Here is a 20,829-nt window from a genome sequence, read left to right as displayed (position 1 = left end):
CTCCACTCGGGCAGTGCTCACTCGGGCAGTGCCCACGCGGGCATGCCGCCCGGGTGCCAGGACCCAGCACCTCACGGATCGCCGGCTCCTTCACCGGAACCGGCTCGCCGACGCGGAAGTCGACCGCCTACAGGGGTCGGCTCATCGTTCTCCCTCGCCTGCGCTCGCCCGGGCCCGGCGCTCGGCGGCGTACCCCTTCGCCACCACGAGTGCGATCGAGGCCAGGCCCAGCACGGCGACCAGCGTGTTGATCCAGGCGTAGGCGGGGCTGCTCGGGTAGGTGCCGCCGTCGTCCAGGACGCAGTCGAACCGCAGCGGCAGCCAGGAGGCCGTCTGACCGACGAGGTGGTCGGCCCGGTAGTCGTCGCGGCAGTCGTGGGACGGCGTGGAGTCCGCCCCGGACGAGGACTCGTGCACGGCGAGCGCGACGGCCCCGGCGCCGAGCACATAGAGGATCACAGCACCCGAACCCGTCATCCACGCGGACCAGCGCAGCAGATCCGACCGCCAGTCCGGACGCCGGCCGGGCAGGGCGGTGGAGACGAGTTTGAAGGCGAACGCGATCAGCCAGACCGGGACGGCGAAGACGGCCGGAATGCACAGCAGAACGAAGAAGGTGCCGAGCAGGGAGTCTTCCATCTCAGAAGATCACCAGGAGCCTGTGGGCATGGCTGTGATGGAGGCCATAGTTCCGGTCACAGGACCGTCACAGGTCACCCGGCCCCCTCCGCGCTCGGACCGGAGGGGGCCGGCGGACCGGGTGTACCGGGTGGGTGTTACGACAGCTGCGCCTGGACCTGGCTGGAGATCAGCTCCAGGTGGTCGAGGTCGTCCAGGTCGAGGACCTGGAGGTAGATCCGCCGGGAGCCGATCTCGGCGTACCGGCCGATCTTGTCGACGACCTCGGCGGGCGAACCGGCCAGACCGTTGGCCTTCAGCTCGTCCGCCCCACGGCCGATCGCGGCCGCGCGCCGGGCGACCTCCTGATCGTCCCTGCCTACGCACACCACGAGCGCGTTGGAGTACGTCAGGTCGTCGGCCTTGCGGCCCGCCTCCTCGGCGGCGGCGCGCACCCGGCCGAACTGCCGCTCGCTGTCCTCGACCGAGGCGAAGGGAATGTTGAACTCGTCCGCGTAACGGGCCGCGAGGCGCGGGGTGCGGGTCGCGCCGTGGCCGCCGATGAGCACCGGGATCTTCTCCTGGGCGGGCTTCGGCAGCGCGGGCGAGTCGGTGAGGTCGTAGTGCGTGCCGTGGAAGTCGAAGGTCTCGCCGGCCTTGGTCGCCCACAGCCCGGTGACGATCGCCAGCTGCTCCTCCAGGCGGGCGAACTTCTCCTTCGGGAACGGGATGCCGTACGCCTTGTGCTCCTCCTCGAACCAGCCTGCGCCCAGACCCAGTTCGACGCGGCCGCCGGACATCTGGTCGACCTGGGCCACCTGGATGGCGAGCACGCCGGGCAGTCGGAAGGTGGCGGCCGTCATCAGGGTGCCCAGGCGGATGCGCTTGGTCTCGCGGGCGAGGCCGGCCAGGGTGATCCAGGCGTCCGTGGGGCCGGGCAGACCGTCCACGTTGCCCATGCGCACATAGTGATCACTGCGGAAGAACGCGTCGAAGCCAAGATCCTCGGTGGCCTTCGCCACGGTGAGCAGGGTGTCGTACGTCGCCCCCTGCTGGGGCTCGGTGAAGATTCGAAGGTCCATACATCCATCCTGCACGGCTCCCACCCCGTCAACCTCACTGGTACCGCCCGGCAGGGCCGTCCCCGGTCGAGTGAAAATCGTCCACCCTGCGCGCGGGGTGCCGTGTGGGCCAGTGACCGCCCCCGACGGTGATCGTTGGCCCGTCGGAGCCGGGCCGTCCGGCACCCGCGCCGGACGGTCGTCGCCGTCGCGCGTCGTCGCATCGGCCCGCACGGGCCGGGCCGGGGGCCGAGGAGGCCGTCATGTCCGAAGAGTCCGTTCCCCGACAGGGTGGCTCCGTCGGTCGGCCCAAGGGGCTGCTGGAGCAGATGGAGGAGCTGATGGCGGCGCTGAACGCGGATCTTTCGGCCCTGGACGCGGATCTGCAGTCGGCCGGGGGCTCCGGGCGTGCGCCGGCCGAAGAGGGCGAGCGCGGCTGACGCGCCGTCGAACCGGGGGCCGCCGCCCCCGGACTCCTGGTCCCGGCCTCGAACGGGCCTCGCCACCGAACGCCTGACGGGCTGGTCCACGTGCCGCGCGTCTCACACACCCGTCGGGCTGTCCTTCGCGCCCTCCGGTAACACCTCCTCCCGCGCCGCCAGCTTGCGCAGCATCTCCATGACCCGGTCCCGGGACTCGTCCGCGGCGTCGATGGCCTCCATGCACTGCCAGTACGTCGTCTCGTCGGCCGCGGCACTGGCCATGCCGACCAGGGCTATCCCGACCTCGCCGAGCAGCCCGCCGAGGCAGAGGAGGGTCTGCCGGGCGTCGTCCAGCTGGGTGAGCTGGGCGGCGCGCAGGTCGCCCGGGTCGAGTTCCGGAGGGTCCAGGACTCCACAGCCCCGGCCCGCCAGCTCGGTCAGCCCCAGCGCCTCGCCCCGCAGCTCCGGCGGTCCTGACACCGCGAGGCGACTGCCGATCGCCTGGGCGAGGGCCTGTGCCTGCCACACCTCGGCCATGATCTCTGGTATGTCTGCGCCTCCCGCCAGCGCCCGCCTGCTCGTCCCAATGAGCCGTACCGCATCCATGCGCTGCCCCCGTCCCATCCGCCGTGCGTCGTCGCACGTCCACTTGAACTCACTTGTCCACTACCCAGCGTGAGAGCCCATGAGGCGAAAAGCCAGAGGTAGCCCGAATTCTGTGGACAACAATTCGGATCCAGGAAGGAGTTTGACTTCGGAGAGTAATAACGGAGCACGGCAGTCCGGGCGTTGGGGCACCCTCCGCGTCAGGGAGTGCCGTCCGCCCCCGGGGCCGGGAAGCGGTGTTCGTTGCGGTCGATCTTGGCCGACAGGGCCGCCAGCGGGTCGACACCGAGGACCTCGCAGAGCTGGAGGAGATAGGCGAGGACGTCCGCGACCTCGTCGGTGACGCGGTGCGCGGTGCCGGGGTCGTCCATGACGCGGGCCGACTCCTCCGGGGTCAACCACTGGAAGATCTCGACCAGTTCGGAGGCCTCCACACTGAGGGCGGCCACGAGGTTCTTGGGCGTGTGGTAGGGCTGCCAGTTGCGCGCGGCGGCGAACTCGGCCAGCCTGCGCTGGAGTCCGGGCAGGTCAGGGTGTTCCGTCACGGGTTCAGGTGTACCACTGCGACGCCCTCGGTCCCCGCTGCCCACGAGGCGTCGCTCACCGCGGCCACGCAGCGGATGTGCCCGCGCTCGCCCATCCGGGCCGCCGTCCGCAGCAGTGCGCGGCGCTGGCCCGGGTCGAGGCCGCGGTCGAAGCCGTCGGCGAGCACGGTGAGGGTCCGCAGCGCGTCGGGCACCTCCCCGGGCGGGTCCACGTCCAGGACGCCGGGCCCGGTCAGCAGCACCAGTGCCAGCGCGGCATAGCGCAACTCGCCGTCGCCGAGCCGGGCCAGTTCGGTGCGCAGGCCGTCGCCCCGGTCGAGCAGCGCCCGGACGGTGCCGTCGCCCAGCGGCTCGGCGACCAGGTCGGTCACCGGGCCGGCGCAGCCCGCGCGCAGCGCCTCGACCAGCTGGGCGTGCCGGCGGCCGCATTCGAACCGGGTGCGCCACAGCACGTCGGCGAGGTTGTCGCAGCCGGCCATGAGCCGTCCCGTGCCGGTCGGGACGGGGGTGCGCATGTACTCGGGGCGTGGATCGCAGGTGAAGACGGAGCGCAGGGCGACGACCATCTGCTCTGCCGCGGCCAACACCTGGCGCTGCCCGTCCGTCTTGCCTGCCACCCGCAGCGGCAGCAGGGCGGTGCCGAGCCGGTCGTCGGGCAGCGGGGCGCGGGTCACCGGGGAGGAGCCCGCGGTGTGCCAGGCGGCCTGCACGGTCCGGCGACCCGGATCGCGCAGGGCGGTCTCCAGCAGGACCACTCCGCCCGCCGTCAGCCGCTCGCCCACGATCCGCAGCTCCGGCTCGGCCTGCACGGCGACATCGAGCCGGACCGGCCCCTCGGCACCGTCGGCCGTGCACCCGATCCGGAACCCCCGCCGCCCCTCGGCATCGGGCCGCGCCCGCTCGGGCACACAGGCGACCGGATCCGGAAACACCTCGGCGAGCCACGCTCCTCCCCCGAGCCGCGCGAGCGCCTCGTAGGCCGCGAGGGCGGTCGACTTCCCCGCCCCGCTGGGCCCGGCGAACAGGGTGACGGGCCCCAGCGGAAACGCGGCCCGCCGGTGCCCGGCAAAGGCGGACAGCCGCAACTCGGTGATCCGGGCGCGCACGTCGACAGGAGCCGGGGGCCGGGCGGGGTCAGGGGCTGCCGGGGCCGGCGGGACGGATTCCGGGGATCGTTCGCACGCACCCCGGGCAAGCTGCGCCGGCACCACCGGCGCGCGGGGTGTCGACGAGTCGCGGTCCGCACGGGACCCGGACGGTAGGGAGGGCCCTGAAGACGCGCAGGACCCGGACGGTACGGAGGACCCCAAGGGCGCGGAGGAGCCGGAAGACGCGGAGGACTCGGCGGACGCGGCGGAGCCGGAGGACACGGAGGGCACGGAGGGCACGGCCATGTCCGGACCGTAGGCCTCCGTCTACCCGACGAACCGTTTTGCCCGCCGGACTTTCCTACGATCGGGGGACCGGCCGGCGGGAAACCGGCCGGAACGGCACACCGACCGGAGGGACAGCCCGGCGAGAACGGCACACCGACGGGACGGACAGCCCTACGGAACCGCACGCCGACCGGACCAACAGCCCGGCAGAACCGCACGCCGACCGGACGGACAGCCCGGCGAGAACGGCACGCCGACCGGACGGACAGCCCGGCGAGAACGGCACCCGCCGAGCCCCGGCCTCAGTCCCCGGACACCCCCGCCCCCTCCATCAGCCCGCTGACCTCCGTGCCGGGCGGGGTCAGGAGGAACACGTTGCGGTCGACCCGGTGCATGCCGCTGGCCAGGCCGAAGACGACACCGGTGCTGAAGTCGAGGACGCGCTTGGCGACCTCTCCCTCCGCCCCGGACAGGTCGAGCAGCACCGGCACCCCCGCCATCAGGGTCTCCGCGACATCCCGGGCGTCCGCGAAGACGTTGACCCGCAGGACGACGAACCGGCGCCGGGTCTCGGTCTCCGCGTCCGGCAGCGAGCGGTGGCTCACCGCGGACGGCCAGGCGTCCCTGCCCCGCAGCGGCACGACCTGGGCGAGCCCCTCCCACTGTTCATCGGTGACGTCGTAACGGCTCACCGGCTCCCCCCGACCTGACTCGCACTCAATGCCTGCACCAGCCAATTCTTACGCCAAGTCACCCGTTCGGCCCAACAGCGACACGATGCGCGACCGGTGGGGCAGCCCACGTTCCGCCCTGCCGCGAGGGAGATGTACGAAAAAGCCCGTTTCTTACCCGCCTCACACCGGACTCTTCACCTGCCGCCGCGCCTCCCTCACCGGCCGCCATTAGCGTCCGGTGCCGTGCACTTGGCAGAAACACAGCAGGTGACACCCGATCGGCGGACACAGTCGGCGGTGTCCGCCGCTCCGGGAGGTCGCGCGGAAGATCCCCGGAGCCCCGCGCAGTGGCATCGCGTCCTGACGCTGCTCGCCGATGTGAGTCTCTTCATCGGCACGCGCGCGGTGTGGACGCAGGCCGCCACGCACCGTCTCGCCCTCGCGGCCGTCATCTCCGTCTGCTACGCCTCGATCCTGGTCAGCGGCGTCCTCGCCCTGACGGTCCGCCGGGCGCGCTCACTGGCCCGGCTGGACCTGGTGGTGCTGCTGACCGCGGTCGCGCTCACCGTGTGCAGCTGGGCGCTGAACCACGCCGGCGGCGACGAGGCGGTCCTCACCACCCAGGCCGCCCGCGAAATGGCCGCCGGGCACCCGGTGTACGGTCAGCCCTGGCCCTGGCTGTTCCACGCCAAGGGCATCGCCCTGACGCCGACGACCAGCGGCGGTTACGACTTCACGTACGGCTATCCCCCGCTCGCCCCGCTGCTGACCGCGCCGCTGCTGTGGATGGGCCACGGCGGCGCACCGGCGACGGCGGCGGCGACGCTGGCGCTGATCGCCGCCGCGGTGGTGCTGTGGCGGATGCTGCCGGTGCCGTGGCGCTCGTCGGCCACGATGATCTGCCTGGGTTTCAGTTTCCTGCCGACGTACGCCCGCCAGGGCTACCCGGCGATCATCGCCCTGGCCCTGCTGGTGCCGGTGGTGGTGCGCTGGCCGCGGATCGGGTGCGGCGGCCGGCTCGGCGCGGCGGGGATCGCGCGGGCCGCATGTCTCGGGGCCGCGTGCGCGGCCCAGCAACTGCCGTGGTTCGTGACACCGTTCCTGCTGGCCGGCGTCTACGCCGTACGCCGCGGCGAGCTGGGCGGCCGCGCGGCCTCGCTGCTGGTGCTGCGGATCCTGGGGATCGCCGCGACGACATGGCTGCTGATCAGCACGTACTTCGTCGTGCACGAGCCGGGCCCCTGGCTCGACGGGATCGCCCTGCCGCTGACGCAGGGCGCGGTGCTGCACGGCCAGGGCCTGGTCGGCATCTCCCTGTACTTCACACACGGCAGCGACCGGCTCGACTGGTACGGCCGTGCGAGCATGCTGCTCGCGGCGGCCCTGCTCGCGCTGTTCGTGCTGTTCGTGCGGCGGCTGGGCCCGGCGGCGACCGCGCTGCCCTGGTGTGCCTTCTATCTGGCCACCCGGTCGCAGGACGGCTACTACCTGATGATGACCCCGCTGTGGCTGGCGGCGGCGATCACCGTGCCCCTGTCGGAGTTCGGACACGCCTGGCAGCCGCGGCCCCGGTGGCTGACGCGTCGGCGCCGCCGCCCGGCACTGGTCGGCGCGGTGGTCCTGCTGCTGGCGCCCGCGCTGGTGAGCGCGGCCCTGGCGGTGTCGGGCCGGCCGCCGCTGCGGATGGACATCACGGCGGCGCGGCACGCCACGGCGCGCTCGCTGGCCGGGCTGACCCTGCGGGTGACCAACACCGGGAGCGCCCCGCTCACCCCGCACTACATGCTCACGACGGGTCAGGGCATGAGCAGGTTCTGGTCCCTGCGTCGCGGGCCGGCCACGATCCCCGCGCACACCACGGCGACCGTCGAACTACGGGCGCCCTCCGGCCGGTTCCCGCTGCCCGTGAAGAAGAGCGCCCGCCTGCGGCTGCGCGCCTTCACGGCGACCCCGCAGACGCTCTCCACGCAGGACGTACGGCCGGCCGAGCCGCCCGGAAAGGGCTGACGTCAGGCCGCGGCGCGGGTGAAGCGGAGCCCGGCCGTCACCGTGGTCAGGCCGCGCATCATGCCCAGCTGGTTCCAGGTCACGCCGAACTGGTCGCGGTCCACCGCGAACTCGGCCTCCAGGGTGAGCGCCTCGGCCGTCGCCGAGGCCAGGCGCGCGGTGAGGTTCAGCGGCCTGCTGATGCCCCGCACGGTCAGCTGACCGGTGACCCGGACGCTCTCACCGTCGAGGCGGTCGGCGCCGTGAACGGCGAAGGTGATCTCCGGGTGGTGGTCGGCGTCGAGGAGGTCGGCCGAGCGAATGTGCGTGTCCCGCTTGGCGTTCTTGGTGTCCAGAGAGGCCACGTCCAGGGTCACGGTCCCGGTGGCCGAGCCGTCGGGCCGGACCTCGCCCTGACCCGTGACGGCGGCGAACGTGCCCTTGACGGTGACGAGGCCCCAGAAGGTCTTGTGCCGCAGGCCCACGGTGGACGCGGTCGGGTCGAGCTGCCAGAGGCCTGTTTCCACGGCGACGGTCATGGCCGCCCTCCTGTCTTATTGGTTCAAATTTGGATGACCTCACGCTAGCTCAATATCCAAATTTGAACAACGGGTAGAATCGAAGCCATGGCCGCCCGCGACGAACACCCCGCCGACCAGCCCCCTTGCCCCTCCGCCGGGGGCGGCGGACTGCTCCCGGGCGAGCTGCGCGCCTGGATGCTCCTGCTGGCCGCCACGGGCGCGGTGGAGCAGCGGCTGCGGTCGGTCGTCAAGAAGTCCCTCGACGTCTCGCACGACGAGTTCCTGATCCTGTGCCTGCTGGCCGAGCAGCCCCGCGGCGGCCTGCGCATGACCCGGATCGCCGAACTCCTCGGCCGCCCCAAGACCCGGCTCACCTACCAGATCGCCTGCCTCCAGCGGGCCGGCCTGGTCACCCGCGAGTCGGTCTGCGGCGACAAACGGGGCATCGAGGTCGCACTCACCGACAAGGCCCGGCGACTGCTGCGGGAGGCCTCCGGCATCCTCGCGGAGACGGTCAGGGAGGCGCTCGCCCGCTTCGTCGGCCCCGAGCAGCGCGAGGCACTGAGCGCACTGGTGCCCGACCTCGCCGACGAGCCGTACCAAACGTGGGAAAACGGTCCCCCGAACGCCTGAGGGGCGCAGGTCACAGCCACAAGGAGGGAAACGTCACAGCCCTGCGCTCTGCTGTCACTTGAACGCTCTGCCCTAGCATCCGAGCATGACGGTCCTGCCTGACGACGGGCTCCCACTGGCCGCCGAGTTCCCTGACGCGACACACGAGCAGTGGCAACGCCTGGTCGAAGGTGTACTGCGCAAGTCGGGCAAGGAAGTCTCGGGCGCGGCAGCTGAGGACGCTCTGTCCACCATGCTCGAGGACGGGCTGCGCACCCGGCCCCTGTACACCGCACGCGACGACGCGCCCGATCCCGGTCTGCCCGGCTTCGCCCCGTTCGTACGCGGCGGCCGCCCCGAGGGCAACACCGCGGGCGGCTGGGACGTACGGCAGCGGCACGCGGCACTCGCCGACGGGTCGGTCCTGGCGGACCTGGAGAACGGCGTCACCTCGCTCTGGCTGCTCGTGGGCCAGGGCGGTATCCCGGTGTCCGGCCTCCCGCGCGCCCTCGACGGCGTCTACCTCGACCTGGCCCCGGTGGTCCTGGACGCCGGCCTCGACATCGAGGCCGCCGCGGCCGAACTGCTTCGGCTGTACGAGGAGCGGGGCGTCGACCCGAAGACCGTGCGCGGCAACCTCGGCGGCGACCCGCTCGGGTACGAGGCCCGCACCGGCACCTCCCAGGGCTTCGCCCCGGTCGCCGCGCTCGCGCGTCGCTGCGCCGAGCAGTACCCGGGTCTGCGCGCACTGACCGTGGACGCGCTTCCGTACCACGAGGCGGGCGGCTCGGCCGCACAGGAGCTGGGCGCCTCCCTCGCCACCGGCGTGGCCTACCTTCGCGAGCTGACCGAGGCGGGGCTCTCGGTCGAGCAGGCGGCCGGGCAGCTGGAGTTCCGGTACGCGGCCACCGCCGACCAGTTCCTGACCATCGCCAAGCTGCGCGCGGCGCGCCGGCTGTGGGCGCGGGTCGCCGAGGTGTCGGGGGCGCCCGGTGCGGGCGCACAGGTGCAGCACGTGGTGACCTCGCCGGTGATGATGACCCGCCGCGACCCGTGGGTGAACATGCTCCGCACGACGGTCGCGACGCTGGCCGCCGGGGTGGGCGGCGCCGACTCCGTCACGGTGCTGCCGTTCGACCACCCGTTCGGCCTGCCGGACGCGTTCGCCCGCCGTATCGCGCGCAACACCTCCACGATTCTCATCGAGGAGTCCCACCTGGCCCGGGTCATCGACCCGGCGGGCGGCTCCTGGTACGTCGAGCGGCTCACCGACGAACTCGCCCGGGCCGCCTGGGAGTTCTTCCGGTCGATCGAGCGGGACGGCGGTCAGGCGGCCGTACTGCGCTCCGGCCGGCTCCGCGCGGACCTCGCGAAGACCTGGGAGGAGCGCGGCAAGAAGCTCGCCAAGCGGCGCGAACCCATCACCGGCGTCAGCGAGTTCCCGCTCCTGTCCGAGAAGCCGGTGCAGCGCGAGCCCGCACCCGAGCCGCCGTCCGGTGGACTGCCCCGGGTGCGTCGCGACGAGGCGTACGAGGCCCTGCGCGCCCGCTCCGACGCCCACCTGGCGACGACCGGCTCCCGCCCCAGGATCTTCCTGGCCGCTCTCGGCTCGCCCGCCGCGTACACCGCGCGCGCGACCTTCGCCGCAAACCTCTTCCAGGCGGGCGGCATCGAGCCGGTCACCGAGGGCGGCTTCGAGGACAGCGGGGCCACCGAGGCCGTGCTGTGCTCCAGCGACGCCCTGTACGCCGAACAGGCGGAGCAGGTCGCCGAGTCGCTCCGGGCGGCCGGTGCCCGGCACGTGGTCCTCGCGGGCCGCCCCGCCGAGTACGCGGGCGTCGACTCGTACGTCTTCGCGGGCTGCGACGCCGTGGCCGTGCTCTCCGCGACCCTCGACCGCATGGGAGTGTCCTGATGGGAATCCCCGACTTCTCCGGCATCGAGCTGGGGACGCCGGTCGCCGACGCCGGTGCCGAGGAGTGGCGCACGGCTCTCAAGCGGGCGACCGGGAGTGCGGAGCCACTGTGGGAGACCCCGGAGGGCATCGGGGTCAAGCCGCTGTACACCGGCCGTGACCTGGAGGGCCTGGACTTCCTCGGCACCTTCCCTGGCATGGCGCCGTACCTGCGCGGCCCGTACCCGACGATGTACGTCAACCAGCCGTGGACGATCCGCCAGTACGCGGGCTTCTCCACCGCCGAGGAGTCCAACGCGTTCTACCGGCGCAACCTGGCGGCCGGTCAGAAGGGCCTGTCGGTCGCCTTCGACCTGCCCACGCACCGGGGGTACGACAGCGACCACCCGCGCGTGACCGGCGACGTCGGCATGGCGGGCGTGGCGATCGACTCGATCTACGACATGCGCCAGCTGTTCGACGGGATTCCGCTGGACAGGATGACCGTGTCGATGACGATGAACGGCGCCGTGCTGCCGGTGCTGGCGCTCTACATCGTGGCGGCGGAGGAGCAGGGCGTACCGCCCGAGAAGCTGGCCGGAACCATTCAGAACGACATTCTGAAGGAGTTCATGGTCCGCAACACCTACATCTATCCGCCGAAGCCGTCGATGCGGATCATCTCCGACATCTTCGCGTACACCTCGCAGCGGATGCCCCGCTACAACTCCATCTCCATCTCCGGCTACCACATCCAGGAGGCGGGTGCGACGGCCGACCTGGAGCTGGCGTACACCCTCGCGGACGGAGTCGAGTACATCCGCGCCGGGCGGGAAGCCGGCCTGGACGTGGACGCGTTCGCGCCCCGGCTCTCCTTCTTCTGGGCGATCGGCATGAACTTCTTCATGGAGATCGCCAAGCTGCGGGCGGCCCGGCTGCTGTGGGCCAAGCTGGTCTCCCAGTTCGACCCGCAGAACTCCAAGTCCCTGTCCCTGCGCACGCATTCGCAGACCTCGGGCTGGTCGCTGACCGCGCAGGACGTGTTCAACAACGTCACGCGTACGGCCGTGGAGGCGATGGCGGCGACCCAGGGCCACACCCAGTCGCTGCACACCAACGCCCTGGACGAGGCGCTCGCCCTGCCGACCGACTTCTCGGCCCGCATCGCCCGCAACACCCAGCTGCTCATCCAGCAGGAGTCCGGCACCACCCGGGTCATCGACCCGTGGGGCGGCAGCGCGTACGTCGAGAAGCTGACGTACGACCTCGCCCGCAAGGCCTGGGCGCACATCCAGGAGGTCGAGCAGGCGGGCGGCATGGCGCAGGCCATCGACGCCGGCATTCCCAAGCTGCGCGTGGAGGAGGCGGCGGCCCGCACCCAGGCCCGTATCGACTCCGGCCGTCAGCCGGTGATCGGCGTCAACAAGTACCGGGTGGAGAACGACGAGGCCATCGAGGTCCTCAAGGTCGACAACTCCTCCGTGCGCGCCCAGCAGATCGAGAAGCTGCGGCGGCTGCGCGAGGAGCGGGACGAGACCGCCTGCCGGGACGCGCTGGACGCGCTCACCCTGGCCGCCGACGGCAACGGCAACCTGCTGGAGCTGGCCGTGCACGCGGCCCGCGCCAAGGCCACGGTCGGCGAGATCTCGGACGCCCTGGAGAAGGTGTACGGCCGCCACGCGAGCCAGATCCGTACGATCTCCGGCGTGTACCGCAACGAAGCAGGGGAGTCCCCGTCCGTGGACCGCACGCGCGCTCTGGTGGACTCCTTCGAGGAGGCCGAGGGCCGGCGCCCGCGCATCCTGGTCGCCAAGATGGGCCAGGACGGCCACGACCGCGGCCAGAAGGTGATCGCGACCGGCTTCGCCGACCTCGGTTTCGACGTCGACGTCGGCCCGCTGTTCCAGACGCCGGAGGAGGTCGCCCGCCAGGCGGTCGAGGCCGACGTCCACGTGGTCGGCGTGTCCTCGCTGGCCGCCGGTCACCTCACCCTCGTACCGGCGCTGCGCGAGAAGCTCGCCGAGGAGGGCCGGGAGGACATCATGGTCGTGGTCGGCGGGGTGATTCCGCCGCAGGACGTGCCGACGCTGCTGGAGATGGGCGCCGTGGCCGTGTTCGGGCCCGGGACGGTGATCCCGGACGCGGCGTACGACCTGGTGCAGCGGCTGTCGGCCGACCTCGGCCACGACCTCTGATCCGCATGGCAGCGATCGATCTCGACACGTATGTGAAGGGTGTGCTCGACGGCAGGCGGGCCCTGGTGGCCCGCGCCATCACGCTCGTCGAGTCCACCCGCCCCCAGCACCGGGCGCTGGCGCAGGAGTTGCTCACCGAGCTGCTCCCGCACAGCGGCCGGGCGCGGCGGATCGGCATCAGCGGGGTGCCGGGCGTGGGCAAGTCGACGTTCATCGACGCGTTCGGCACGCTGCTGACCTCGCTGGGTCACCGGGTGGCCGTTCTCGCCGTCGACCCGTCCTCCACGCGCACCGGCGGCTCGATCCTCGGCGACAAGACCCGGATGGAACGCCTGGCGGTCGATTCCAACGCCTTCGTCCGGCCCTCCCCCAGCGCGGGCACGCTCGGCGGGGTCGCGAAGGCGACGCGCGAGTCGATGGTGGTGATGGAGGCCGCCGGCTACGACGTGATCCTCGTCGAGACCGTCGGCGTCGGGCAGTCGGAGACGGCGGTCGCCGACATGGTCGACTCCTTCCTGCTGCTCACGCTGGCCCGCACGGGCGATCAGCTGCAGGGCATCAAGAAGGGCGTCCTGGAGCTGGCCGACGTCATCGCCGTCAACAAGGCCGACGGTCCCCACGAGCGCGACGCCCGTGCCGCCGCCCGTGAGCTGGCGGGCGCGCTGCGCCTGATGCATGGCAAGGACACGTTCTGGACGCCGCCGGTGCTCAGTTGCAGCGCCCGGGAGTCGGCGGGTCTGGACGTGGTGTGGGACCGGCTGGAACAGCACCGCACCCTCCTCGACTCCACCGGACGGCTCACCGCCAAGCGGCGGGACCAGCAGGTCGGCTGGACCTGGTCGATGGTCCGCGACGAACTCCTGGGCCGCCTGCACGCGAACCCCGCGGTACGCGAGGCCGCCCCCGACCTCGAACAGCAGGTCAGGGACGGCACGTTGACGGCCACCTTGGCTGCGGAACACCTTCTGCGCGCCTTCGAGGGCACCGACCGGCCCGCGGAGGGCCGGGCTCCGGCGAGCGGTTGATCCCGGTGTCCGGGCGGGGCGAGAGCCGGCACACGGACTCCTGGCCGCTGGGGCACGGATGACGTACGGTGCGGCCGCGGTGGTCAGTCGGGAGTGCCGGCGCCCGCGTCCTGGCGCGGCGCGATGTGGAAGTCGAAGGCGAGCGTCCCCGGGTCAAGCGCCGTGGCCCCGCCGTCGACGGTCAGCACGGCACCGTTGACGTACGACGCGGCCGGGGACAGCAGCCAGCCGATGGCCTCCGCGACCTCACGCGGCTCACCCGGCCGCCCCACGGGAAGCAGCCTGGTCGCCTCCTCATAGGCGGCCTCCACGCCCCCGCCTCCCGGATCCGTCTCCTCGGCGAAGCGCGCCATGCGCCGGTCGGCCATCTCGCTCCGCACCCAGCTGGGGCACACGACGTTGGCGCGTACGCCCTGGCGCCCGTAGTCGACGGCGACGGAACGGCAGAGCTGGAGCAGGGCCGCCTTGGACGTGGCGTACGGGGCGTTGCTCGTGCCGTTGCGCAGTGCGGAGACCGAGGCGACGCCGACCACCGCCCCGGCGCTCTCCAGCAGGTGCGGGATCGCGGCGCGCAGGAGCAGCAGCGGACCGGTGACATTGGTGCGCATCACCTCGTCCCAGTCCGCCAGCGACAGGTCACCCACGGCTCCGCCCCGTCCGATGCCCGCGTTCAGCACCAGTCCGTCGAGCCGTCCGTACGCGGCCAGAGCCGCCCGGACGAGCCCCTCGGCCGCATCGGGATCCCCGACGTCCGACGGATGCGCGAGCGCACCGGTCTCCCGCTCGACGCGCCGCAGGGGCTCGGCCCGCCGACCGGAGACGACCACCTGGTGGCCCGCCTGGCGCAGCAGCCGGGCAGTGGCCTCCCCGATGCCCGTACCTCCGCCGGTCACGATGACAACGCGCTTGTCCGCCACTGAAGTTCAGCCTTCCGCCGGGATCACACAGAGCCTCCGAGCCTACGTCGCTTCCTCGGCATTCTCGTCGGCGTCCCCGTCGACGTCCTCGTCCCGCCGCTGGAGCAGTCCCTCCGCGGGGGATCCGAGCGAGGGGGCGGCAGGAAGTCGACCAGCGCCAGGATGAGGGCGGCTCCGGTGGCCACGGCGACGAGGTTGACGCCGTTCTCGGCCGTCACAGGGTCCCCATATCCATCGGAAAACAGGGTTGGAACACCTCGGGGCGAGGGCCGGGCCAGGGCTCGCCCCGAGGTGGCTCGAAGGGCGCGACCGGGGCTAAAGGCCCACGTCGCGGCTGCGGATGTCCTCCAGGGACTCGCGGCGGACGAGCAGCCGGGCGCCGCCGTCGTGCACGGCGGTCACCGGCGGACGGCCGACGAGGTTGTAGCCGGAGGCCATGGACAGGTGGTAGGCGCCGGCGACGGGGACGGCCAGCAGGTCACCGGGGTGTACGTCGTCGGGGAGGCGGACGCCGTCGGCGACGATGTCACCGGCCTCGCAGTGCCGGCCCACTACGGTCACCGGGGCCAGGGTGGCGCTGCCGCGCCGGCCCACCAGGCGTGGCGCGTACCGCACTCCGTACAGGGCGGGCCGCGGGTTGTCGCTCATGCCGCCGTCCACGGCCACGAAGACATGGTCGCCGGTGTGTTTGACGGCGAGGACGCGGTAGAGGGCGACGCCGGCGGGTCCGGCGATGGCACGGCCCGGTTCGATGATGAGCCGGGGCACGGGGAGTCCGGCCGACGCGCATGCCTCGGTCAGCTCGGTGCGGACCTTGCGGGCCAGCGCGGTCACGTCCAGGGCCTCTTCGCCGGGGCGGTAGGCGATGCCGTGGCCGCCGCCGAGGTCGAGTTCGGGAAGGACGAGTCCGTGCTGCTGGTGCAGCCGGGCCATGAGGCCCACCAGGCGTCGTACAGCGATCAGATACGGCTTGACGCTGGTGATCTGCGAGCCCAGGTGGCAGTGCAGGCCGGTCAGTTCGAGCTGCGGCTGGTCGAGTATCCGGGCGATGGCGTGCTGGGCGTATCCGTCGCTGATGGACAGGCCGAACTTCTGGTCGTCCGTGCCGGTGCGGATCTTCTCGTGACCGCCCGCGCTGATGCCCGGCACCACGCGGACCATCACCTTCTGGTGCCCGTCGGGGCCGACGGCGGCGGCCAGCCGGGCGATCTCCGACGGGCTGTCGATGACGATGCGGCCGACGCCGAGCCGCAGGGCGGCCTCCAGGTCGCGCGGCGACTTGGCGTTGCCGTGCAGGACGATCCGCTCGGGCGGGAAGCCGGTGGTGACGGCGAGTTCCAGTTCACCGGCGGAGCAGACGTCGAGCCCGAGGCCCTCCTCCTCCATCCAGTGCACCATCGCGCGGCACAGGAACGCCTTGGCGGCGTACAGGACTTCGGCGTCGGGGAAGGCGTGCCGGTAGGTGCGGCAGCGTTCGCGGACCTCGTCCTCGTCGACGACGTACACGGGCGTGCCGAAGCGGTCGGCGATCTCGGCGAGGGGTACGCCGCCCACGGCGAGGTCGCCCGGGTGGGGTTCGGCGGTGGAGGCGGGCCAGACGGACAGCTCGCCGGCGGTCGCGGCGAGTGCGGGTTCGTGGACGGTGGTCATCGTGTGTTCCCTCTCAGCCGAGCCACAGCGACAGCGCGGAGACGAGTGCGGCGGCGCCGGTCAGCCGGAGCACGCCGACCGCCTGCGGATCCCAGGTGCTCGGGCGCGAGCCGTGCTCTACGTGTGTCCGCGGACCGTGGGAGATGTCCTCGATGCGCGTCGGAGCCGGAGCGGTGAACTGGGGGTCGACCGTGACGGTGGTGACGCCGAGGGGTTCGGTCAGCGCGCGCAGCGCGGGTTCGGCGAGCCTGATCCAGGTCTGATCGGGGCCGAGGGTGGCGGTGAGGGCGCGCTCCGAGGTGAAGGCGACGGCCGTGCGGTCGCCGAGCGGTGTGCGGAACAGACGGGTCGCACACCCGGCAGCACCCGACCGGACCGGGACGTACAGGGGTCCGGCCGGGAACCGATCAGAGGGCTCCGGGTCGTCGCACAAGGGTTCTGCCATGGGATGCCTCCTGGAGGATCCGAGGTCGTTGACAGGCCGAACTGGAGGCCCCGGCCGGGAAGCGGACCGGGGCCAGGCGACGACGGTATGCCCGCGCACTCCGGTTCCCGGACGTCTCCTGACGGGATGCTGACGGTGATCGGGGCGACGCTGACGGGATGCTGACACCCCTGGCGCGAGCCTGGACACGGGCCGTCAGAAGGTCGCCAAGAACTGGCGCACGGGGCTGTTCGCGGGCCCGGGAAGGGAGTGGGATGGACGCGGCTTCAACAAGGACCGCCGGCCCGAAACCCCGGCGGCGAGTGAAGAACGGTGACGTGATGCACGAGTCCGACGCGCTCCCGGCCCCTCGTGTCGTGGTCGGGGTCAGCGGTTCACTGGGGAGTCTCACCGCCCTGTGCCGGGCCGCCGACGACGCCCGGCGCCGCGGGGCCGAGCTGTGGCCGGTACTTGCCTGGGAGCCGCCCGGCGGAGACCTGGCCGCCCGGCGCTCCCCGGCCGCTTCCTTCATGGTCCCGGAGTGGGAACGCCTCGCCCGGGAGAGGCTGCTCACCGCGCTCGGCGACGTGTTCGGCGCCGCCGGCCCGGCTGTCCCCATGCGCGCCCTGGTCGCCCGGGGTGTTCCGGGCCCGGCGCTGGTGCGGATCGCCGACCGCGAGACCGACGTCCTGGTCATCGGCGCCGGACGCCGCAGCCGACTGCACCGCGCCCTCTGCCCCTCGGCAGGCCGCTACTGCCTGGCTCACGCGACCTGCCCGGTCCTGGCGGTGCCACCGTCGCCCCTGGAGACGGAACTGGCCGCCGTGCACCGCCGCAACGCGCTCGGACTGCGCCTGGACACCGGGGACTTGGGGCGGACGGCGTAGGTCGTCCTGTCGTCGGACTCCCGCCGTCCGCCCGTGCGGCGGGAGTCCGACGTCAGGACCTGGCCTGCGCCCGCCTCCTCCTGGCCCTGCTCGCCCGCCCCGGGCTGTCGCCGGTCCGCGACCAGGACGTGCTCGGTGCCGTCCGGTCCGTTCTCAGCGAGGGCCGTCGACTCGGCGCCGCTCCCGGGAGGCCGTGGCGAGCCGAGGCGGTGTGAAGGCGTAGAGGTCGAGGATCTCCGGCAGCGGCGCGATGCCCGGGCCGCCCGCGCGCACCCAGGCGGTGATGTCCTCGGCCGCGTCGGGGTCGTTGACCAGGCCCAGCCACACCGGCCGGCCACCGGCTGCCCGGCCGGCGGCGGAGGGCTGTACGACGATGACGTTGGCCTGCTCACACACGTCGAGGCAAGCGGAGATGCGCACGGGCACCTCCGCACGCAGACGTGCGGTCTGCGCCGCGTGATCGACGCCTATCACCTTGGGACTGCCGCAGCAGCAGTCCCGGCACACGACGACACGGCACGGCACCGGGTCGGCTCTCTCCGGAGCCACCTCGTCCTTCTCCGGAGCCACCTCGTCGCCGAACGTCTCTTCGGCCGGCCTCTCGGGCATGCCGCACCACCCCTCCCCCGGGGAGATCCGCCCCGGTGTCCGTCGAGGAGGCGACCGCGTGAGTCTCCTGGCTCTCGGGTCGTCGCTCGTCCCGGCCTCCCCGCCCCTCTCGGGCAGTGGCCTGTCGGAACTCGCTCACCGATCACAGTGGCGGGACCGCGCCGGATTCACACCGGCTTCCTCGGATCGCCGTCGCCTTGTCAGCGATCATCATCCCATCGGCGGCCGCGCCTCCCGTCACCCGGTCGCCCGCCGATCGTGCTCGCGGCCACGGCGCCCCCGCCCCGTGTGCCTGAGCGCCGGAGGACCCGGAGGTGCGGGCGAACCCGGCGGGCGTTCGGCCGGCCCGTGCTCAGCGTTCGGCGTCCGCGCCCCCTCCGGTACGTGCCCGGTGCTCGGCGCCCGCGCCGTCTTCTGCACGGGTGCCGAGGAGTGCGGTGGTGAATCCGGCCAGCTGATCCCGGATCTCCTCGCGGGGCACGCCCTTCTCTCCGGCCAGGTGCTCGACGAGGTCGGCCCGGGTGGCGGCGAGCAGCGCGTGGGCGGTGAAGTCGCTGTCGGTCAGGCCAGGAATCCGCTCCAGCGCCTCCCGGAGCAGCGCGTGCCAGCGCTCGTAGTGTTCGGTCCGGTAGGGGCTGTCCGCGCCGGTTCCCTCCAGGGCCAGCGCGAGGCGGCGGTTGTCGAGCTTGAAGCACACGATGGCGTCGAGCAGGGCCGGTACGCGCTGATGCGGCGGGCCGGCGGGTCCGAGCGGCGGCGGACCCTCCTCGACGGCCCGTCTGATCGGTTCGAGCCGCGCCTCGTACAGCGCGCGGAGCAGTCCGGCGCGGTCGCCGAAGGCACGGAAGAGCGTTCCCTTGCCGACGCCGGCCGCGCTTGCGATGTCGGCCATGGTCAGGTCCTCGGGGCTCTGACACCGAGCGAAGAGCCCGTCGGCGGCCGCGAGGGCGGCTGCCCTGTTGCGGGCCGCGTCCTTGCGCGGCTTGCGCTCGGTCATGCGATTCCTCCAGTTGCGATCCGGACCGGCGGTCCGTATCTTTCGAAGCATAAGCGGACCGCTGGTCCGTATCGTACGGGACGGAGATACTCATGCCCGCAGACACCAGCACCTCGCCGGCGGAGCTGTACCGCCGGAGCCTGCAACTGCTCCTGGACAAGGACATTCCCGCCTGGGTCGGCCTGTGGGCCGAGGACGGCGTCATGGAGTTCCCCTTCGCGCCCCCGGGGTGGCCGGAGCGGCTGGAAGGCAGGGAGGCCGTCGCCGACTACATGCGCGACTATCCCGACCACATCGACCTGCACGGCTTTCCCGAGGTGCGGATCCACGAGACCACCGAGCCCGGGACCGTCGTGGTCGAGATGCGCGGCGTGGGCCGCCTCGTCGAGACAGGGAACCCCTTCGACATGACCTACATCGCCGTCGTGACCGTCGAGGACGGACGCTTCACCTCCTACCGCGACTACTGGAACCCGCTCGCCGTCCAGCAGCCCGGCCTGGACTTCGTCACGGAAGGCGCCCGATGACCCCCACCGGCACCATCCTGGTCATCGGCGCCACCGGAACGACCGGCAGCCGTACCACCGCGCAGCTGATCGCCGCCGGCCACCGCGTCAGGGCCGCCGGCCGTCGGGCCACCCCGCTCCCGGGCGCGCAACCCGTCCGCTTCGACTGGTACGACCCCGCGACCTTCGGCGCCGCGCTCGACGGAGCCGACCGCGTCTACCTCGTCCCGCCCGTGGGCGACCCGGACCCGGCCGCGGTCATGCTGCCCTTCCTCCGCCCGGCCCGCGCCGCCGGCGTGCACCGCGCGGTGCTGCTCAGCTCCTCGGCCGTCCCCGAAGGGGGCCCGGCGGTGGGAGCGGTGCACGAGGCCCTGCCCGGTGTGTTCGACCAGTGGGCGGTGTTGCGGCCCTCCTGGTTCATGCAGAACTTCACCGGCACGCACGCCCACGCCCGCAGCATCCGTGAGGACGGCGTCATCCTGACCGCGGCCGGGACCGGCCGGGTCGGATTCGTCGACGCCGACGACATCGCCGCCGTCGCCGTACATGCCCTGACCGGCGACCGCGCGCCCGACACCGATCTGGTCCTGACCGGACCGGAGGCGCTCAGCCACGACGACATCGCCGTGATCGTCACAGAGGTCACCGGCCGCCCCGTGACCCATCGCAATCTGACCTACGAACAGATGCGTGACCGACTGGCCGCGTCCATACCGCCGGAGTTCGCCGCCATGCTGGCGGGCATGGACCGCGCCATCGCCGAGGGAGCCGAGGACCGCACCACCGACACCGTCCAGCGTCTCACCGGCCGGCCGCCACACAGCTTCCGGGCGGTCGCCGAACGGGAGCTGACGCGTCAGGCGTCGAAGCGGTGACGGGAGGCCTCGATGTGGCCGAGGTAGCGGTGGGTCCAGCCGCACAGTGCGTCGATCGTCACTCGCAGGGCGAGACCCGGCTCCGTGAGGTGGTACTCGACCCGCGGGGGAACGGTGGGGTGCACCGTCCGCTCGACCAGGCCGTTGCGCTCCAGCATGCGCAGGTTCTGAGTGAGCATCTTGTGACTGACGCCCTCGACCCCGTCCCGCAGCTCGGTGAAGCGAAGGGTGCTCTCACCGAGACACTCGATGATCAGAAGCGCCCACTTGTTGGCCACGTCGGAGAAAATCTCCCGCCCCAGCGAGTCCGCTCGCCTCAGGTCCGCGTCCTCGGGCAAGCCCTTGAGCTGCTTGGTCACCATCAGGTTCCCCAGTCACCGAAAAGTGCGTTCTTCCATGTCAGCGACCACTCTCCTACGGTTCCCGAGT

22 protein-coding genes and 1 riboswitch are annotated in these 20,829 nt (G+C 72.4%); of the genes, 9 read left to right on the top strand and 13 right to left on the bottom strand.

From position 1 onward, the window contains the following. Nucleotides 1-141 precede the first annotated feature (141 nt). Together ACIRU3_RS09080 and ACIRU3_RS09075 are read right to left on the bottom strand one after the other, a co-directional pair. Nucleotides 142-639: a hypothetical protein gene (locus ACIRU3_RS09080; RefSeq protein WP_404053569.1), complete on the bottom strand. Its 498-nt coding sequence runs from the start codon at nucleotides 637-639 to the stop codon at nucleotides 142-144. 137 nt (nucleotides 640-776) lie between these two features. After that, entirely contained in the window at nucleotides 777-1,700 is a 924-nt protein-coding gene (locus ACIRU3_RS09075) for an LLM class F420-dependent oxidoreductase (RefSeq protein WP_404053566.1), read from the bottom strand. A gap of 242 nt (nucleotides 1,701-1,942) precedes the next feature. On the opposite strand from ACIRU3_RS09075, the gene ACIRU3_RS09070 reads away from it, so the two are divergent. Next, complete coding sequence (locus tag ACIRU3_RS09070) at nucleotides 1,943-2,119, top strand: hypothetical protein (RefSeq protein WP_404053564.1); 177 nt, start codon at nucleotides 1,943-1,945, stop codon at nucleotides 2,117-2,119. 102 nt (nucleotides 2,120-2,221) lie between these two features. Here the strand turns inward: ACIRU3_RS09070 and ACIRU3_RS09065 are convergent, their stop codons facing one another. The 4 genes from ACIRU3_RS09065 to ACIRU3_RS09050 form a co-directional block, all read right to left on the bottom strand. Beyond that, the gene (locus ACIRU3_RS09065) at nucleotides 2,222-2,707 is read right to left on the bottom strand and encodes a DUF6099 family protein (protein ID WP_404053561.1); all 486 of its coding nucleotides are present in this window, start codon (nucleotides 2,705-2,707) and stop codon (nucleotides 2,222-2,224) included. 200 nt (nucleotides 2,708-2,907) lie between these two features. Continuing rightward, on the bottom strand, nucleotides 2,908-3,252 hold the full coding sequence (locus tag ACIRU3_RS09060; protein WP_404053558.1) for a nucleotide pyrophosphohydrolase: 345 nt from the start codon (nucleotides 3,250-3,252) through the stop codon (nucleotides 2,908-2,910). Then, a complete protein-coding gene (locus ACIRU3_RS09055) occupies nucleotides 3,249-4,646 on the bottom strand; it encodes an AAA family ATPase (protein ID WP_404053555.1) in 1,398 nt (465 codons plus the stop codon). The genes ACIRU3_RS09060 and ACIRU3_RS09055 overlap by 4 nt, the downstream gene beginning before the upstream one ends. Before the next feature lie 284 nt (nucleotides 4,647-4,930). Then, nucleotides 4,931-5,320, bottom strand: coding sequence for a cell division protein SepF (locus ACIRU3_RS09050; protein WP_404053553.1), 390 nt, complete (start codon nucleotides 5,318-5,320; stop codon nucleotides 4,931-4,933). Nucleotides 5,321-5,599: 279 nt separating this feature from the next. Between ACIRU3_RS09050 and ACIRU3_RS09045 the strand changes: the two genes are divergently transcribed. Then, nucleotides 5,600-7,309: a hypothetical protein gene (locus ACIRU3_RS09045; protein WP_404053550.1), complete on the top strand. Its 1,710-nt coding sequence runs from the start codon at nucleotides 5,600-5,602 to the stop codon at nucleotides 7,307-7,309. A 2-nt stretch (nucleotides 7,310-7,311) separates the two neighbouring features. Here the strand turns inward: ACIRU3_RS09045 and ACIRU3_RS09040 are convergent, their stop codons facing one another. Next, complete coding sequence (locus tag ACIRU3_RS09040) at nucleotides 7,312-7,827, bottom strand: YceI family protein (RefSeq protein ID WP_404053547.1); 516 nt, start codon at nucleotides 7,825-7,827, stop codon at nucleotides 7,312-7,314. 87 nt (nucleotides 7,828-7,914) lie between these two features. Between ACIRU3_RS09040 and ACIRU3_RS09035 the strand changes: the two genes are divergently transcribed. From ACIRU3_RS09035 to meaB, 4 genes are all read left to right on the top strand, one after another. Beyond that, nucleotides 7,915-8,442, top strand: coding sequence for a MarR family winged helix-turn-helix transcriptional regulator (locus tag ACIRU3_RS09035; protein WP_404053544.1), 528 nt, complete (start codon nucleotides 7,915-7,917; stop codon nucleotides 8,440-8,442). Between the two features lie 85 nt (nucleotides 8,443-8,527). Then, the gene (locus ACIRU3_RS09030; protein WP_404053542.1) at nucleotides 8,528-10,336 is read left to right on the top strand and encodes a methylmalonyl-CoA mutase family protein; all 1,809 of its coding nucleotides are present in this window, start codon (nucleotides 8,528-8,530) and stop codon (nucleotides 10,334-10,336) included. Continuing rightward, nucleotides 10,336-12,510, top strand: coding sequence for a methylmalonyl-CoA mutase (gene scpA, locus ACIRU3_RS09025; protein WP_404053539.1), 2,175 nt, complete (start codon nucleotides 10,336-10,338; stop codon nucleotides 12,508-12,510). The genes ACIRU3_RS09030 and scpA overlap by 1 nt, the downstream gene beginning before the upstream one ends. A 5-nt stretch (nucleotides 12,511-12,515) precedes the next feature. Further along, nucleotides 12,516-13,535 (top strand): methylmalonyl Co-A mutase-associated GTPase MeaB, encoded by a 1,020-nt coding sequence (meaB, locus tag ACIRU3_RS09020; protein ID WP_404053536.1) that lies wholly within the window; start codon nucleotides 12,516-12,518, stop codon nucleotides 13,533-13,535. An 83-nt stretch (nucleotides 13,536-13,618) separates the two neighbouring features. Here the strand turns inward: meaB and ACIRU3_RS09015 are convergent, their stop codons facing one another. The 3 genes from ACIRU3_RS09015 to ACIRU3_RS09005 all read right to left on the bottom strand — a co-directional run bounded on the left by ACIRU3_RS09015 (nucleotide 13,619) and on the right by ACIRU3_RS09005 (nucleotide 16,547). After that, nucleotides 13,619-14,452, bottom strand: coding sequence for an SDR family NAD(P)-dependent oxidoreductase (locus ACIRU3_RS09015; RefSeq protein ID WP_404053533.1), 834 nt, complete (start codon nucleotides 14,450-14,452; stop codon nucleotides 13,619-13,621). Nucleotides 14,453-14,767: 315 nt separating this feature from the next. Then, nucleotides 14,768-16,102: a diaminopimelate decarboxylase gene (gene lysA / locus ACIRU3_RS09010; protein ID WP_404053529.1), complete on the bottom strand. Its 1,335-nt coding sequence runs from the start codon at nucleotides 16,100-16,102 to the stop codon at nucleotides 14,768-14,770. Between the two features lie 13 nt (nucleotides 16,103-16,115). After that, the gene (locus ACIRU3_RS09005) at nucleotides 16,116-16,547 is read right to left on the bottom strand and encodes an SAV_915 family protein (protein ID WP_404053526.1); all 432 of its coding nucleotides are present in this window, start codon (nucleotides 16,545-16,547) and stop codon (nucleotides 16,116-16,118) included. Between the two features lie 320 nt (nucleotides 16,548-16,867). On the opposite strand from ACIRU3_RS09005, the gene ACIRU3_RS09000 reads away from it, so the two are divergent. After that, entirely contained in the window at nucleotides 16,868-17,413 is a 546-nt protein-coding gene (locus ACIRU3_RS09000) for a universal stress protein (protein ID WP_404053523.1), read from the top strand. Between the two features lie 153 nt (nucleotides 17,414-17,566). On the opposite strand, the gene ACIRU3_RS08995 is transcribed toward ACIRU3_RS09000, so the two are convergent. Together ACIRU3_RS08995 and ACIRU3_RS08990 are read right to left on the bottom strand one after the other, a co-directional pair. Then, a complete protein-coding gene (locus tag ACIRU3_RS08995) occupies nucleotides 17,567-18,022 on the bottom strand; it encodes a (2Fe-2S) ferredoxin domain-containing protein (RefSeq protein WP_404053520.1) in 456 nt (151 codons plus the stop codon). 60 nt (nucleotides 18,023-18,082) lie between these two features. Continuing rightward, nucleotides 18,083-18,205: riboswitch (cobalamin riboswitch) on the bottom strand. 169 nt (nucleotides 18,206-18,374) lie between these two features. Then, the gene (locus ACIRU3_RS08990; protein ID WP_404053517.1) at nucleotides 18,375-19,019 is read right to left on the bottom strand and encodes a TetR/AcrR family transcriptional regulator; all 645 of its coding nucleotides are present in this window, start codon (nucleotides 19,017-19,019) and stop codon (nucleotides 18,375-18,377) included. A gap of 92 nt (nucleotides 19,020-19,111) precedes the next feature. Here ACIRU3_RS08990 and ACIRU3_RS08985 point away from each other — a divergent pair, with 92 nt between their 5' ends. Next, nucleotides 19,112-19,546 (top strand): nuclear transport factor 2 family protein, encoded by a 435-nt coding sequence (locus ACIRU3_RS08985; protein WP_404053515.1) that lies wholly within the window; start codon nucleotides 19,112-19,114, stop codon nucleotides 19,544-19,546. Next, on the top strand, nucleotides 19,543-20,400 hold the full coding sequence (locus tag ACIRU3_RS08980; protein ID WP_404053512.1) for an NAD(P)H-binding protein: 858 nt from the start codon (nucleotides 19,543-19,545) through the stop codon (nucleotides 20,398-20,400). Before ACIRU3_RS08985 ends, ACIRU3_RS08980 begins: the two co-directional genes overlap by 4 nt. Here ACIRU3_RS08980 and ACIRU3_RS08975 read toward each other — a convergent pair. Further along, a complete protein-coding gene (locus ACIRU3_RS08975) occupies nucleotides 20,382-20,762 on the bottom strand; it encodes a winged helix-turn-helix transcriptional regulator (protein WP_404053509.1) in 381 nt (126 codons plus the stop codon). The genes ACIRU3_RS08980 and ACIRU3_RS08975 overlap by 19 nt on opposite strands. Nucleotides 20,763-20,829 lie beyond the last annotated feature (67 nt).

Source organism: Streptomyces sp. NPDC101151 (assembly GCF_044768335.1).
Classification (GTDB): domain Bacteria; phylum Actinomycetota; class Actinomycetes; order Streptomycetales; family Streptomycetaceae; genus Streptomyces.
Note: the sequence above shows the minus strand (reverse complement) of the source record. Positions and strands in the feature narration are given on the sequence as shown.

Bases quoted from the DNA above. Each gene is read 5' to 3' on its own strand.
- ACIRU3_RS09080 (WP_404053569.1), bottom strand. From the start codon at position 639: ATGGAAGACTCCCTGCTCGGCACCTTCTTCGTTCTGCTGTGCATTCCG.
- ACIRU3_RS09075 (WP_404053566.1), bottom strand. From the start codon at position 1,700: ATGGACCTTCGAATCTTCACCGAGCCCCAGCAGGGGGCGACGTACGAC.
- ACIRU3_RS09070 (WP_404053564.1), top strand. From the start codon at position 1,943: ATGTCCGAAGAGTCCGTTCCCCGACAGGGTGGCTCCGTCGGTCGGCCC.
- ACIRU3_RS09065 (WP_404053561.1), bottom strand. From the start codon at position 2,707: ATGGATGCGGTACGGCTCATTGGGACGAGCAGGCGGGCGCTGGCGGGA.
- ACIRU3_RS09055 (WP_404053555.1), bottom strand. From the start codon at position 4,646: ATGGCCGTGCCCTCCGTGCCCTCCGTGTCCTCCGGCTCCGCCGCGTCC.
- ACIRU3_RS09040 (WP_404053547.1), bottom strand. From the start codon at position 7,827: ATGACCGTCGCCGTGGAAACAGGCCTCTGGCAGCTCGACCCGACCGCG.
- ACIRU3_RS09035 (WP_404053544.1), top strand. From the start codon at position 7,915: ATGGCCGCCCGCGACGAACACCCCGCCGACCAGCCCCCTTGCCCCTCC.
- ACIRU3_RS09030 (WP_404053542.1), top strand. From the start codon at position 8,528: ATGACGGTCCTGCCTGACGACGGGCTCCCACTGGCCGCCGAGTTCCCT.
- scpA (WP_404053539.1), top strand. From the start codon at position 10,336: ATGGGAATCCCCGACTTCTCCGGCATCGAGCTGGGGACGCCGGTCGCC.
- meaB (WP_404053536.1), top strand. From the start codon at position 12,516: ATGGCAGCGATCGATCTCGACACGTATGTGAAGGGTGTGCTCGACGGC.
- lysA (WP_404053529.1), bottom strand. From the start codon at position 16,102: ATGACCACCGTCCACGAACCCGCACTCGCCGCGACCGCCGGCGAGCTG.
- ACIRU3_RS09005 (WP_404053526.1), bottom strand. From the start codon at position 16,547: ATGGCAGAACCCTTGTGCGACGACCCGGAGCCCTCTGATCGGTTCCCG.
- ACIRU3_RS09000 (WP_404053523.1), top strand. From the start codon at position 16,868: ATGCACGAGTCCGACGCGCTCCCGGCCCCTCGTGTCGTGGTCGGGGTC.
- ACIRU3_RS08995 (WP_404053520.1), bottom strand. From the start codon at position 18,022: ATGCCCGAGAGGCCGGCCGAAGAGACGTTCGGCGACGAGGTGGCTCCG.
- ACIRU3_RS08990 (WP_404053517.1), bottom strand. From the start codon at position 19,019: ATGACCGAGCGCAAGCCGCGCAAGGACGCGGCCCGCAACAGGGCAGCC.
- ACIRU3_RS08985 (WP_404053515.1), top strand. From the start codon at position 19,112: ATGCCCGCAGACACCAGCACCTCGCCGGCGGAGCTGTACCGCCGGAGC.
- ACIRU3_RS08980 (WP_404053512.1), top strand. From the start codon at position 19,543: ATGACCCCCACCGGCACCATCCTGGTCATCGGCGCCACCGGAACGACC.
- ACIRU3_RS08975 (WP_404053509.1), bottom strand. From the start codon at position 20,762: ATGGTGACCAAGCAGCTCAAGGGCTTGCCCGAGGACGCGGACCTGAGG.